Origin of the sequence: Flavobacterium sp. I3-2 (genome assembly GCF_013389595.1) — a bacterium.
Classification (GTDB): domain Bacteria; phylum Bacteroidota; class Bacteroidia; order Flavobacteriales; family Flavobacteriaceae; genus Flavobacterium.
Window position 1 is genome coordinate 1396164 of sequence record NZ_CP058306.1, and the last position, 14129, is coordinate 1410292.

General features: G+C 31.8%; 13 protein-coding genes. 4 read left to right on the forward strand and 9 right to left on the reverse strand.

Features of this window, described 5'->3' with window-relative positions:
- From HW119_RS06555 to HW119_RS06575, 5 genes are all read right to left on the reverse strand, one after another.
- Positions 1–486, reverse strand: coding sequence for a DUF2271 domain-containing protein (locus HW119_RS06555; RefSeq protein ID WP_177762320.1), 486 nt, complete (start codon positions 484–486; stop codon positions 1–3).
- Between the two features lie 27 nt (positions 487–513).
- The gene (locus tag HW119_RS06560) at positions 514–1989 is read right to left on the reverse strand and encodes an ankyrin repeat domain-containing protein (RefSeq protein ID WP_177762322.1); all 1476 of its coding nucleotides are present in this window, start codon (positions 1987–1989) and stop codon (positions 514–516) included.
- A 93-nt stretch (positions 1990–2082) separates the two neighbouring features.
- A complete protein-coding gene (locus HW119_RS06565; RefSeq protein ID WP_177762324.1) occupies positions 2083–3024 on the reverse strand; it encodes a siderophore ABC transporter substrate-binding protein in 942 nt (313 codons plus the stop codon).
- 84 nt (positions 3025–3108) lie between these two features.
- Complete coding sequence (locus HW119_RS06570) at positions 3109–4500, reverse strand: DUF4374 domain-containing protein (protein WP_177762326.1); 1392 nt, start codon at positions 4498–4500, stop codon at positions 3109–3111.
- 34 nt (positions 4501–4534) lie between these two features.
- Positions 4535–6910: a TonB-dependent receptor domain-containing protein gene (locus HW119_RS06575; RefSeq protein WP_177762328.1), complete on the reverse strand. Its 2376-nt coding sequence runs from the start codon at positions 6908–6910 to the stop codon at positions 4535–4537.
- A gap of 108 nt (positions 6911–7018) precedes the next feature.
- Between HW119_RS06575 and HW119_RS06580 the strand changes: the two genes are divergently transcribed.
- The 3 genes from HW119_RS06580 to HW119_RS06590 all read left to right on the forward strand — a co-directional run bounded on the left by HW119_RS06580 (position 7019) and on the right by HW119_RS06590 (position 8815).
- A complete protein-coding gene (locus HW119_RS06580) occupies positions 7019–8011 on the forward strand; it encodes a helix-turn-helix transcriptional regulator (protein ID WP_177762330.1) in 993 nt (330 codons plus the stop codon).
- A gap of 63 nt (positions 8012–8074) precedes the next feature.
- Positions 8075–8350, forward strand: a complete 276-nt coding sequence (locus tag HW119_RS06585; protein WP_177762332.1) for a hypothetical protein — start codon at positions 8075–8077, stop codon at positions 8348–8350.
- Positions 8351–8815, forward strand: coding sequence for a regulatory protein RecX (locus HW119_RS06590; RefSeq protein WP_177762334.1), 465 nt, complete (start codon positions 8351–8353; stop codon positions 8813–8815).
- A gap of 228 nt (positions 8816–9043) precedes the next feature.
- Here the strand turns inward: HW119_RS06590 and HW119_RS06595 are convergent, their stop codons facing one another.
- Genes HW119_RS06595 through HW119_RS06610 form a run of 4 tightly spaced genes read right to left on the reverse strand, consistent with a single transcriptional unit; the run spans position 9044 to position 11254 of the window.
- On the reverse strand, positions 9044–9868 hold the full coding sequence (locus tag HW119_RS06595; protein WP_177762336.1) for a TPM domain-containing protein: 825 nt from the start codon (positions 9866–9868) through the stop codon (positions 9044–9046).
- Positions 9869–10306 carry a TPM domain-containing protein gene (locus HW119_RS06600; RefSeq protein WP_177762338.1) on the reverse strand — a complete coding sequence of 146 codons (438 nt, stop codon included), beginning with the start codon at positions 10304–10306 and terminating at the stop codon, positions 9869–9871.
- A 10-nt stretch (positions 10307–10316) separates the two neighbouring features.
- Positions 10317–10901: a LemA family protein gene (locus HW119_RS06605; protein WP_177762340.1), complete on the reverse strand. Its 585-nt coding sequence runs from the start codon at positions 10899–10901 to the stop codon at positions 10317–10319.
- 23 nt (positions 10902–10924) lie between these two features.
- On the reverse strand, positions 10925–11254 hold the full coding sequence (locus HW119_RS06610) for a MerR family transcriptional regulator (protein ID WP_177762342.1): 330 nt from the start codon (positions 11252–11254) through the stop codon (positions 10925–10927).
- Between the two features lie 179 nt (positions 11255–11433).
- Between HW119_RS06610 and alaS the strand changes: the two genes are divergently transcribed.
- On the forward strand, positions 11434–14070 hold the full coding sequence (gene alaS / locus HW119_RS06615; protein ID WP_177762344.1) for an alanine--tRNA ligase: 2637 nt from the start codon (positions 11434–11436) through the stop codon (positions 14068–14070).
- The last annotated feature ends 59 nt before the right edge of the window (positions 14071–14129 follow it).

Consider the following 14129-nt stretch of genomic DNA (forward strand, 5'->3'; position numbering starts at 1 on the left):
TTATTGAACTTTAGAAAGTTTTACGTAACGAATATAACCTGTTCCGTCTGTTTTCTTAGTAACAGCTTCGGTTGTGAAAGGAATTTCTAAATCGTTTGTGTAATTCTTTTGGTCTTCTACAGCCGATTCAAATCGAATTTTATAACCTTTATTTATTTTAGCTTCATCAATCGTAAAAGTAAAAGTCGCGCGGTCACCACCTGCAACCGATGCTCCTGTAATAGCATTCAATTTTTCTTTCTTCTTAGAAAGTTTAGCAAACCAATCTTTAAATCCGTTGTACCATTTTTCGTCTGGTCCCATCATATAAAGCGTTTTCTCAGCATTTCCTTTTGCATCGATTAACGAAACAACAACATAAGCTTCTAAACCGTTGTAGTTGGACATTTGTAACATACCTTTATATTTAGTCGCTTGTGCCGATGCTTGAAAAGCAAAGAAACATAAACAAACTACGATTAATGATTGTTTTATAAATGGTTTCATTTTATTATTTGATTTATGATATTTCTATTATTTTAAAAAATCGATATTAATTGCGTTTTTCTGAAGCACTTCATTCTCAGAAGCTAAATCATAAGCTGTTTCGTCAAACTCTGTTTTGATGGTTACGTCTGCTCCTTTATCAACTAAATATTTTAGAATTACATCGTCTTTTGCGATTAAAGCAGCTTTGTGTAATGGTGTCATCATTTCTTCGTTAACCGCATTTACATTAATATCATACTTCTCTAATTTATTTAGCAATTTCAAATCGTTCTTAGCGACAGCTAAATGTAAGATTGAATTTCCATCTTTTTGTAATTCTTTAAAATCAACACCTGATTTTTCTAAAACAGAAATCTTATCCGAAAATTCATCTTTTTGATTTGGACGTAACGGACGGTATGATTGAATTAAATAATAGGTAATGATATTACCAGCATTATCACGCACTTGAATATCTGCTTTTTCTGTTATTAAAGTCGAAACAACATCAGCAGAACCATTATTTACTGCGAATGACAAAGCTGACATTCCGTTGTTATTTCTTTGATTGATATTTTTTGTTTTACCTAAAACCGTTTTTAGCATTTCAACATCTGTTCCTTTAGCAGCTTCCATTAAAACGGTATTTCCTTCTTTATTTGTTTGATTTACATCTACACCTTTTGCTAAAAAATAAGCGACAATTTCTTGTTGGTCTTGTTTTTTAACTAAATTATGAAGAACATTTTCGCCATTATCACCGGTAGTTTTAGGTTTTAATTTTAAATCCTCAACCAAATATTTATAGAATTCTAAATTATTAGCATTTGAACGCGTTCCTTCAGATGCAAAAATCAAAGCTTTATCTGTTGGTTTAATACCTCGTTTTTGTAATTGTTTTAAAATATCAACATTTCCGGTACGCGCTGCGTAATCAAAAACTGTATTTCCGTTTGCATCGACATCAGATAACTTTAAACCTTTAGAAATTAAATAATCTGTTAAAGCTAAATCTTTATCATAACCAATTGCCATGTGCATAAAAGTAGCTCCATTAGCATTTTTATAATTTACGTCTAAACCATTATTAAAAAAAGCTTCGTAAACATCTTTATTTACTTGACCATTTGATGCCGCAAAAGCTAATGGAGTTGCACCTTTATCGTCTGTACGATTAATTTCTGAACCTTTACCAATTAAGTATTCAACCAATTCAACATTTCCTTTATTTGCTGCCCAGTGAATATATAAACGTCCATCATGCGTTGTTTTATCAACGGCATTCCCTTCTTGGTTTAACAAATAAATAATAGTTTCCATTGGAGCACCACTATTTATTGCCATACTTGTAACGTCGTGATTTCCACGATTCGCTTCAGAAGGGCTATTTCCCTTTGCTATTTCTGCTTTAATAACTGAAACGTCTGGACTTTTTTTCCAAAAATCTGCATTTAACATCGTATTTTGAGCATTAGAAAAATAAGACGATAATAAAAGTGCGATTATAAATATTCTTTTCATGATTATTGATTTAATTTTTTTCTTCTTACAATTTAGACTTAATAAAAAGAAAGCCAAAATTACAAAATATTATCCTTTATAAATTAATTTTAATTAAAATTTAATACAGTATAATTTTTCACCGATATCAGTCATTTTCATATCAACTGAAAGTAGTCCAGAGCCAGCTAGATACCAAATTTGCCCAGGAACGATAAAAATTTTATTATTTTTAAATGCATTTGTATTACGTACATCGTCATTTAAAATTGCACTTAATTCTTTTACTTCACCATTTATGGCAGTTTCTCTATCAATTATAAATAAATAATCTGGATTGATTTCTGACATTGAAGGAGCTGTAGGTTTTTCACCTTTTTTGGCGTTTTTTGATTCAGGAGATTCTACATAAGCAGCTTTAACACCCAATGCATCATTTACAAACCCGAAACGAGAACCTGATCCGTTTGGCATAAACTTTCCTTTAACATACAAAGTTGTCACTGCTTTTTTAGAATCTTTTGCGCTTTCTTTCTGAATGCGTTCTGCTTTCTTTTTTAAAGCATCTAATTTTTGTTTTGCTAAATCTTCTTTATCATATAAACGAGCAACATCCATTACGTTTTCTTGAAAACTTACCCAAAAATCATCATTGTTTACGTTAAAAGTAACCGTTGGAGCAATCATTGCTAACGAATCGTAATAAGAACCTTGACGACCAGCTGTAATAATTAAATCGGGTTGAAATTCTTGAATCGCTTTGATATCTGGCTTAGTAAGTGAGCCAAGTTTTACATACTGATTGCTATTGTATTTATCTAAATGTTTAGGTAATGAATTTGGAACTGCCGCTACAGGAATATCCAATTCTTGAAAGGTTTCTAAAACACTTAAGTCAAAAACCAACACTTTTTTAGGGTACTTTTTTACTTGAACTTCTACATCTCCACGTTTAAGACTTACATTATTATTGTCTTGAGCGTTTGTAGAAAAGCTCGAAATTAAAATAAGTGATACTCCTAAAATTTTAACCCATTTTATTTTTAAATTTTTCATGATATGAACATTGAATAAGATTGATAAAAAAATCCTTCTGCTCTTTCTAAACAGAAGGACTTATTGAAAAAAGTGAAAAAAATATTATTTCTTGTAAATTAATTTACCAATTCCGCTTACAGATTCAGTATTTACAGAAACGCCTTTAGTTGCAACTGCTGTTTTAGCATCAATTTTGTAAACGGCTGGAATATTACCATCAGTTGTACTAATTGCAATGTAAGCATTTGTACCTTCTACATGTGGAGTATTACCAAAACCAGCAATTAAATCAGCTGCAGGAATACCTGTTACATAGTTAAAAGTTTTGTCTCCAGCTTTAAAAATTGCCAATTTGTTAGCTGTATAACCAGTTTCAGTTAAAGGACGGTCATACATTAACATTAAGAAATAATCATCACCAATTGGCCAACAACGTAAGAATGATTTTCCGCCTGATAAAGCTTCTAAGTTAGCGTAGTAAGAAGCATCGAAAGTTTCAGTTCCTGATTTAATACGTACAACCCCTGCAGGTAAGGTCGTTTTTTGAACATCAGCAGACATTGTTTTTGCAAAACTTGGAGAAAATACATATACATCACCGTTTGCCGTAGCCCAAGTTGTTTGGTAATATTGAGATTTAAAACGACCTGCTGGATAACTAATTTTATCTGTTTTGATTAATTTTGGATTCGTTAAAGTTTGGTCGTTATAAATAGCTACCCAAGCTTCGTTAGGATACTGAGTCCATTGTAATTCACCTTTTTTGTATGAACTACTATTTGAACCACCATCTTCAGTTTTTACTAATTCTGGATAAATTACATAAGAACCGTTATTAGCTTTTACACCAAATTGACTTAATCCCATAGGTACAACACCCGAGAAAATTTTGTTATTACTTTCTGTTAATCCAGATAAAGTAACATATTCTCCGTTTCCTAAATAGTTTTCAGATTTGATAACATTAGAGTTTGTACTCATCGTCTCTGTTTCAACATTTAAATAAGAGAAATTAAATCCTTTAGGAAGATACCCGTTAGAATCTGCTAAATCAGTAGATAAATCACCTGTTGAAGTTGTAATGATGTAATTTTTATATACACCGTAAGAAGTAAAACGTTTGATTTCGTAAGTAAAATCTCTTTCAAAAACTTTTCCGTTTGCATTTAATGCGTAAGATGAACTAATACCTGCGTTTCCTTGATTGTATGCTAAACGATATAAATATTGGTTATTCCAATAAATCCAATACGTTCCGCTTTCAGTTGTTAATCCGTTATTCACTGGAGAAATTTCACCTTCTGTAAAACTATCTGTTGTCATTACATAATTAGCATCGCCAACCGCTCCTGAAATTATGTATTTAGAAAGTTCTGGTGTATTGTTATCAACACCACCTTCTGTAACTGTTGAAGAATCATCTGAACTACAAGAAGCTAAAACACTTCCTAATACAAATGCAGATAAAAATCCTTTAAGTAAAAACTTTTTCATTATGTATGGTTTATTTATTATAAATTGTTTTGAATTATCTTTTTCCTAAGTTTATGCGAATCTTTCCGTAAAATGCCCTTCCAGCTTTTTGTAAACTGAAGTTGTCGTATAATTTTTCATCACTAAAATTGGCACATTCAACCGTGAAATTATATTTACCATTTTGAATGCTATAAGTCAGAGCGATGTTATGTGAGAATTGTTTTGGAACAACAAATTTTGATTCTTCACCTAAAACTTCAGAATACAATGGGAATGCATCCATGTAAATATTGTCGTAAGCAACAGTTAACATATTTCCATTTTTACCTAAATCGCGTAAATAGAAATTTACATCTGAACTAGCGAATTGATATGGAATATTTGGAATTCTTGCACCGTAAGTTACACTAGCTTGTCCTGTACCGTTTGCAGCAGTTTTAACTTTATCGCGAATATCCATTTGTGTAAAACTACCACCTAAACTTAACCAATCAGAAAAACCATATCTTAAGGTTAAATTATAACCTTTAGTTTCGACTTTTCCGTGATTAAAAAAAGTTGCGCCGGTTTTTCCACCGCTTAAATTTTGTAATTTTCTTTGAATATAATCTTTGATATCTCTGTAAATTAAACCACCTTCAAAATAAACAGAATGTTGTCCGAAATTTTGATTATAACTTAGATTGAAATTGAAATTACTACTACTCTCAGGTTTTAAAGTTAAGTCACCAGATTCTAAATCTTCATCACCAAAAATTTCGTTATTAGTCGGTAATCTATATACTTTTTCATAAGAAGCTTTTAATTGAATTGGTTTTAAAATAAAGTATGTCGCAGCAATTCCATATCCTGGATGACCATCTTTACTCGAAAAACGTTCGACTTGATCGCCATTGGTATTGATCGCCATTGGTCCTGAAACTTTTTGCGCATAATATTTTGCAAAAATAGTTGCGTTCCATTTTTCATTTGGGTTAAACAAATATGATAATCCACTGATGTTTTTAGTCGTAGTTTTGCTGTATTTATGAGACGGTACAACTTTATCTAATAAAGAACGATTTCGTCTGTCAAACGAATTGAAAACATGATTGAATGTAAAGGAATGTTTTTCGTTTAATCTATAATTGGCAGTGAATGTACTATTGATATTATTGTTGTCCATTCGAGTAATTTGATAAGATTGTTCCCCTGGAGAATTCATCAATCTTTTATCTCCATACCAATTAAATTCATATCTCGAAGTATCAACATTTGTCGTAATATTTTTGTTGTAGTTTGCAGTCAAAACAACATCTAAACCGCGTAATATATTCTTTTTTCGATATTCTAAAGATGGCATTACAGAATGACCCTCAGTGTATTTACCTCCAAAAACAATTTGTTGTTTCACTCCATTTTGAATTTCTTTATACATTTCAGAATAAGTAAATCCGACCATAAAACGATCTGCCCAACTTTTATTTACAAAACCAACTTTTGCAACAACAGCTTCGTTATGGTAAGTATCATGAAAACGTTTAACTCGTTCTATTAATTTGTTATTTATTGAACTTGTATTACCGTCAAAAATTTTGACTGGCGTATTTATATAATAACTGTTGTCAGAATAATTTTGAAAAGCATTAATCTCGTAACTAAAACCGTTTTTAAGGGTTTGTCCAAAGTTTAAGTACGATTTATGTGTGTTAAATGAACCGTAAGAATATGAAGCATCTAAAAACCAACTTTCTCTATTTTTCTTTGTAACAATGTTAATAATTCCGCCCATAGCATCGGTTCCAAAACCAACAGGAACAACCCCTTTGTAAACTTCAATTCTTTCAGCAAAGTTTATCGGAATATTGTTTAAACCAAACGAACTACCAACACCTTCTTGTGGAACACCATCAATAAAAACTTTTACATGTTTTCCATTAAATCCGTCCATCATTAATTGCATGTCAGAACCCACACCACCTGTTTCTCTTAATCGTACACCAGAAGCTTTATTTAAAACGTGAGCCAAATCTAAGGTTGTATTATGATAAGCTTTAGCGTCTAACGCAATAACGTTATAGGCAGATTCTTTGACTTGTTGCATCGGCGATTTTGAATGAATTACAATTTCATCCAACATTTCATCAGCACTTTGTTCTAATTGAATTTCAAGTTTATTGCCTTGTGTATTTCTTGAAACGTTGATTGCTTTATCTTTAAAACCAAGTAAACTAAAATATAACGTTTCAGATTCTACGTTGATTAAAATAGTAAAATTCCCATTTTCGTCCGTTTGAGTTCCTATACCACTTTCCTTAGCGTAAACAACTACAGGTGACAACGCGATGTTATCTTTTGTTTTTACGATTCCTTCAATTTTATAAGAATTTTGCGCAATTGCAGATATTGTTAACAAATAAAAAAAGAAGCTTAGGTAGAAATTTTTCATTAAAAAGTTTTTTATTTAGACTTATTACAAATAATTTTGTGCGAAATTAAGCTATGTTAATTTAGATTAATTATAGATTTAGTATTAAAAATATCAAAATAAGTATTAATGTTTGTAGTAAAATCGAGTATAAAATCTACCTCTCAAACGTTATTAGACCTTGAGTTTAATAATAATTTAGATGATAATAAATTGGTCTTAAAAGAGGTAAAAGAATATAAAGATGACGTTTTCTGCGCTGTTTTTAAAACAGTAATATCCAATGGTTTTTTTGGCGTAACTAAAAAAATTAGATTGTCTGAAACTCATTTTAGTGAGTTAAATGTAGATTCAGATTTTATTCAATTGACAATTAATATTTCAGGAAAATATCAATTTCAGAGTGCTAACAAAATTGACTTAAAAAACGGTACTTTAAATTTATCATTTAAACAAAGTACAAAATCAACATTTAAAATATTACGAAGCGATGAACCTGCAAGATATGCGCTATTATTTTTTTCTAAGCAGTTTTTTCTAGACCTTTTGAAAAATGAAAAATGGACCAAAGAAGATGTGTTTTATCAACAAGTTCAAAAAAACAATTATGTTGAATATGGTCAATTTCAAATCACACCAAATTTTGAAATTAAAGAAATAATGGACCGAATCTTTGATGAAAATATTTTTGCCGAAAAAAACTATTACTACATTCAAACAAAACTAGTAGAACTTTTTTTATTAATTCATATTTATTCTTCAAAAACAAAACTAAAATCAGCATTAAAAGCAGACGAATTAATTAAATTAAATGAAGCAAAACATTATCTAGAACAACATAGTAATAATCCCCCATCAATCAAAGAATTGTCTAAAATAGTTTTTTTAAATGAGTTAAAATTAAAAACTGGATTTAAACAACTTCATAAAACTACGATACATAATTATGTGACTAAAATTAGAATGACTAAATCTGCCAAACTCATCAAGAAAGATATTCCGATAAACGAGATTGCAACAACACTTGGATATAAAAGTAGTTCACATTTTATTTTAGCATTCAAAAAACATTATGGATTTACACCTATAAAATTCAAAACACTTTCTTCTTCGAAGAAATAAGCTCGTAATTCACAAAAATAAAAAAAAAGTAATAACTTTAAGAAAACTAAAATCAAAGGTATTATGAGCAAGAAAAAAAATAAATCAGAACTTAAAAAAGAAATCAAACGTCAAGATAAAACGATTAAAAAACATAAAGATGTTATAAAATCGTATAAAAAATTATTAAAAGAATACGAAGACGTTACAAAGAAATTCAAAAAAAGTTTAAAGAAATTCGAAAATTACTTAATCGAAGAAGAGGAAGAAGTTGAATTATCTGAAGAAGAATTGAACGAATTGATGGAACAATTTGAAGCAGGTAAATTAACTGTTGAAAACGACGAAGAAAAAGAATAAATGAATCCACAAGGTTTAACCGTAGAACAAGCCACAAAAAAAATCGAATTTTATTGTGCGTATCAAGAACGATGTCATAAAGAAGTTGTTGAAAAACTCAAAACTTTAGGCATATACGAAACCGCAATAAATCATATAATAAATCATTTGTTAGAAAATAATTTTTTGAACGAAGAACGGTTTGCTAAAGCTTTTGCTCGCGGAAAACACAAATTCAAATATTGGGGAAAACGTAGAATTGAACAAGAATTGAAGTTTCGAGATGTTTCATCGTACAACATCAAAACAGCTTTAAAGGAAATCGAAACAGATTATTTGAGCAACTTTTACACGTTAGCTGACCGAAAGTGGGAGACTATTACAGATAGTTCCTTCGAAAAGAAAAAAAAGAAATGGATCGATTATTTGATTCGCAAAGGCTACGAAACCAACTTGATATTTGAAGCCCTAAAAAACTACAATTAAACTTCTACTTCGGTAGGAGTTTTTTTATGTCAAATCCTTCCGCTTCGCTTCAGGTCGGGCTGTCCGCACTCGCTTTTCACAAATTATAAATTTGCAAAAGAGCTCAAACAAAGCTTCCATCCCTTTTGCACGGGGCGTTTTTTTAAATAACATTAATTGCAAAAATTAAAAAAATAGAATAAAAAAACTGCCTTGTAAATTTTTACAAAGCAGTTGATTTTTTTAGATTTACCAACTTCCGCCAGCTCCACCACCAGAGGAACTTCCGCCACCGAAGCCACCGCCAAAGCCGCCTCCGTCACCGAAGCCACCTCCGAATCCTCCGCCAAAGCTACCGCCTCCGCCACGACCCATTCGGCTTAGAACAATAATATCAAATAAATCTGGGCCGTTAAAGCCACCGCTTCCTCTGTTATTTCCGTTGCCGCCATTTTTGTTTTTAATCTTACTTAAAATGACGACAAAAATAATCACGCCAATGATGATCAAAATAGCCGGAATTCCGTCAGAACTATCCACATTCTTTTTTCGTTCGCCTTTATAAGTTCCCGAAAAAAGTTTCATTAATTGTGTGGTTCCTATGTTTAAACCTTCGTAATAATCTCCTTTTTTAAATTCTGGAATGATGTAATTTCTGATGATTTCACCATTAATTCCTGCGGTTAAAATATGTTCTAAACCGTAACCAGGTGCAATCCAAATTTTACGTTCCTTTTCTGCCAAAAGAATAAAAACACCATTGTCTTTACCTTTTTGACCAATTCCCCATTCGTGTAGCCATTTTGGTGCTAAAGTACCTTCGTATTCGCCTTCTAAACTTGGTATAATTGCAACGACAATTTGTGTAGAAGTTGTATCTGCATAATTAATCAGTTTCGTTTCTAAAGCTCTTTTTTGATCAGGTTTTAACAAGTTAGCATAATCAAAAACGCTTGTCTGTTCTGAAGCTTTTGAAGGTTTTGGTGGAATATTAAATTGCGCAAAAACACCAATCGTAAACAAAAGGAACAAACTGCTTAAGAAAAAGCTTTTTATATTTAAAATGTTTTTCATTTATCCTCTTGATATTTCGTTAGAAAGTTCGTTTTTATCATCTTCCTGAATCGGAAAATATTTTTTTAACTGTTCGCCTGCTCTTAAAATACCTGCAACTAAACCTTCTTTAAATTTTTGTTGTTTAAAATGTTCGATAACAACATCTTTGGTGCAAACCCAAAAATCATCGGGTACTACATTGTTAATGCCGTTGTCTCCAAATATGGCAAAGCTTTTGTCTCGAACGCCTATATAAAACAAAACACCATTTCTGGCGTTTGTTTTATGCATTTCTAAGGTAACAAAAACTTCTCTTGCACGATCTAAAACTTCAGCATCTGAATGTTCTTCGATATGAACACGAATCTCACCAAAAGTTTTATTTTCTGCTGTATTTATCGCTTCAATGATCGCTTGTTCTTCGTGTTTTGAAATAAAGTCTTCAGTTATTGACATATATTATTTTTTAGAATTTTACCTCAGGAGCTTTTTCTGCACCTGCTTCTGATTTGAAGAAAGGTCTTTCTGGATATCCAGATAAGAAAAACTTGTTTGGCACTTTTAAAACATAACCATTGTAAGATTCGATACTTGCGTTGAAACGTGTTCTTGCAGTTAAAATTTGATTTTCAGTCGAAGCTAATTCGTCTTGTAATTTCAAGAAATTTTGATTAGTTTTTAAATCAGGATATTTCTCAACAGTTACTAATAATCTTCCTAGAGCAGAACTTACTCCTGTTTGTGCTTGTTGGAATTGTTCTAATTGTTGAGGTGTCATATTTGATGGGTCAATGTTCATTGAAGTTGCTTTTGCTCTTGCATTTACAACTGCTTCTAAAGTTGATTTCTCAAAATCCGCAGCACCTTTAACCGTGTTAACTAAATTCCCGATTAAATCATTTCTTCTTTGGTAAGCACCTTCAACATCTGCCCAAGTTTTGTCTGCACTTTGTTTAAATGTAAGAGCCGTGTTTTGATAGTTCATAGATAGTAAAAAGTAACCACCAATAAGTACTACGACTACGATAATAATAGGAAGGATTTTTTTCATTTTTGTTGTTTTGAATTAAGTTTTTAAAGTTCGTTTTTTAGTTTAAGCAATTCGTTTTTGATGTTTTCGAGTTTACTTATAATTTCAAGCGTATCCATTGGTTTTTTAGAATCGTTTTTTAAATGTTCTTTAGCTCCTTCTAAAGTAAAACCACGCTCTTTTACTAAATGAAAAATCAGCTTTAAATTTTTCAAATCTTCAGGAGTAAACATACGATTTCCTTTCGCGTTCTTTTTGGGTTTTAGAATGTCAAATTCCTTTTCCCAAAACCGAATCAGCGATGTATTAACCGAAAAAGCTTTTGCAATTTCGCCAATGCTGTAATATCTTTTCTCAGGTAAATCTACTTGCATATTTTAATAGAATTGCTATTCGCTAATATACAATTTTCTTATTAGTATTTAAAATCTGAAAAAGTTACAATTGAGTTAAATAAAAAAATAAAATCACACTAAAAAAAAGCTTAATTTTGCACGTTAAAGCAGAAACAAACTTCTGTAACTGAAATTACTATAAGAAATCAAAATATAGAATGAAATCACAAGACATTAGAAAACAATTTCTACAATTTTTTGAAAGCAAAGGGCATTTAATCGTTCCTTCGGCTCCAATCGTTTTAAAAGACGATCCAACTTTAATGTTCAACAACTCAGGAATGGCTCAGTTTAAAGAATATTTTTTAGGAAACGCCACGCCAAAAAGTAACAGAATTGCCGATACGCAAAAATGTCTTCGTGTTTCTGGAAAACATAACGATTTAGAAGATGTTGGTTTTGATACCTATCATCATACGATGTTCGAAATGTTAGGAAACTGGTCTTTTGGTGATTACTTTAAAAAAGAAGCGATTGCTTGGGCTTGGGAGTTTTTAACCGAAGTTTTAAAGTTAGATAAAGACCGTTTATATGTTTCTGTTTTTGAAGGAAATACTGATGAAAACGTTCCTTTTGATCAAGAAGCGTGGGATTTATGGAAGCAATTTGTTTCTGAAGATCGTATCATTTTAGGTAACAAAAAAGATAACTTCTGGGAAATGGGTGATCAAGGACCATGCGGACCTTGTTCTGAAATTCATATCGATTTACGTACAGATGCTGAAAGAGCTGAAGTTTCTGGTCGTTCGTTAGTTAATGCAGATCATCCGCAAGTTGTTGAAATCTGGAATAACGTATTTATGGAATTCAACCGTAAAGCAGACGGATCTTTAGAAAAATTACCAGCACAACACGTGGATACCGGAATGGGATTTGAGCGTTTGTGTATGGCTATGCAAAACGTAACTTCAAACTACGATACCGATGTGTTTACACCGCTTATCGCTAAAGTGGAAGAAATTACTGGATTAAAATATACTTCTAACGAAATTAAAAATATTTCAGAAGAACAAAATAAAACTAACATTGCTATTCGTGTAATTGTAGATCACGTTCGTGCAGTTGCTTTTGCAATTGCAGACGGTCAATTGCCTTCTAACAATGGAGCTGGATATGTAATTCGTCGTATTTTACGTCGTGCCATTCGTTACGGATTTACCTTCTTAGGAACTAAAGAACCTTTTATTTACCAATTAGTTGATGTTTTAGCAGCGCAAATGGGTGAATTTTTCCCAGAAATCGTATCTCAAAAAGATTTAGTGAAGAATGTAATTAAAGAAGAAGAAGCTTCTTTCTTACGTACTTTAGATCAAGGTTTACATTTATTAGATACCGTAATTGCTGGTACTGAAGGTAAATTTGTTGATGGAGCTAAAGCTTTTGAATTGTATGATACGTTTGGTTTCCCAATTGATTTAACAGCTTTAATTTTACGTGAAAAAGGATATGAATTAGACGAAGCTGGTTTTGAAGCAGCTATGAAAGCACAAAAAGATCGTTCGCGTGCAGCTTCTGAAATTTCTAAAGACGATTGGAATGTGTTAATTGAAGGAAATGTTGAAACTTTTGAAGGTTATGATCAAGTTGAAAACGAAGTGAAAATTACTCGTATTCGTAAAGTTGAATCTAAAAAAGACGGAACTTTATACCAAATTGTTTTAGATCATACACCATTCTATGCTGAAGGTGGAGGTCAAGTAGGTGATAAAGGTATTTTAGTTTCTGCTAACGAAACAATCGAAGTAATTGATACGAAAAAAGAAAACAACTTAATATTACATTTCACTAAACAATTACCAGAAAATATCGAAGCTACGTTTGTAGCAAAAGTAAATACTGATTTACGCTCAGCTTCTTCTAAAAACCACTCGGCAACGCACTTATTACACCAAGCGTTACGTACTATTTTAGGAACTCACGTAGAGCAAAAAGGATCACTAGTAGCACCAAACTATTTACGTTTTGACTTTTCGCACTTCGCTAAAGTAACAGACGAAGAATTAAAAGAAGTTGAAGCATTTGTAAACGCTCGTATTGCAGAGCAATTACCATTAATCGAGCGCAGAGCTATTCCGTTTAACCAAGCAGTTGAAGAAGGTGCGATGGCTTTATTCGGAGAAAAATACGGTGATTTAGTTCGTGCGATTAAGTTTGGAAATTCGATGGAATTATGTGGAGGAATTCACGTACAAAACACAGCGGACATTTGGTCTTTCAAAATTATTTCTGAAGGAGCTGTTGCAGCAGGAATTCGTCGTATTGAAGCGATTACAGGAGATGCGGTTCGCGATTTCTATATCGGTCAAGAAAATACCTTAAAGGAGATTAAAGAAACGCTTAAAAACCCACAAGATACATTAAAAGCTGTGCATTCTCTTCAAGATGAAAATGCGAAATTAAAAAAGCAAGTAGAAAAATTTGTTGCACAACAAGCAAAAGCTTTAAAATCGAACTGGTTAGCGGCTTTTAAAGAAATTAATGGTGTTAACTTTTTAGCAGTTGTTACTGATTTAGATGTTAACTCCGCAAAACAAAATGCGATTGATTTAACTAATGAAATGGAAAATGCCTTTGTTGTTGTTGCTACTTCGGATGCAGAAAAACCATCAATTACGGTTTCTATTTCTAAAAATTTAGTTGCAGAAAATGGTTTACACGCGGGTAATATTGTCAAAGAAATTGCGAAGCATATTAATGGTGGTGGAGGTGGCCAACCGTTTTTAGCTACTGCGGGTGGTAAAGATGTCTCAGGAATCGAAGCTGCTCTTAAGCAAGCTGCTGAATTTGTGAAATAAATTATTTTATCTTTTAATATTTATATAAATCCTCGAATTGATTTTCGGGGATTTTTTAT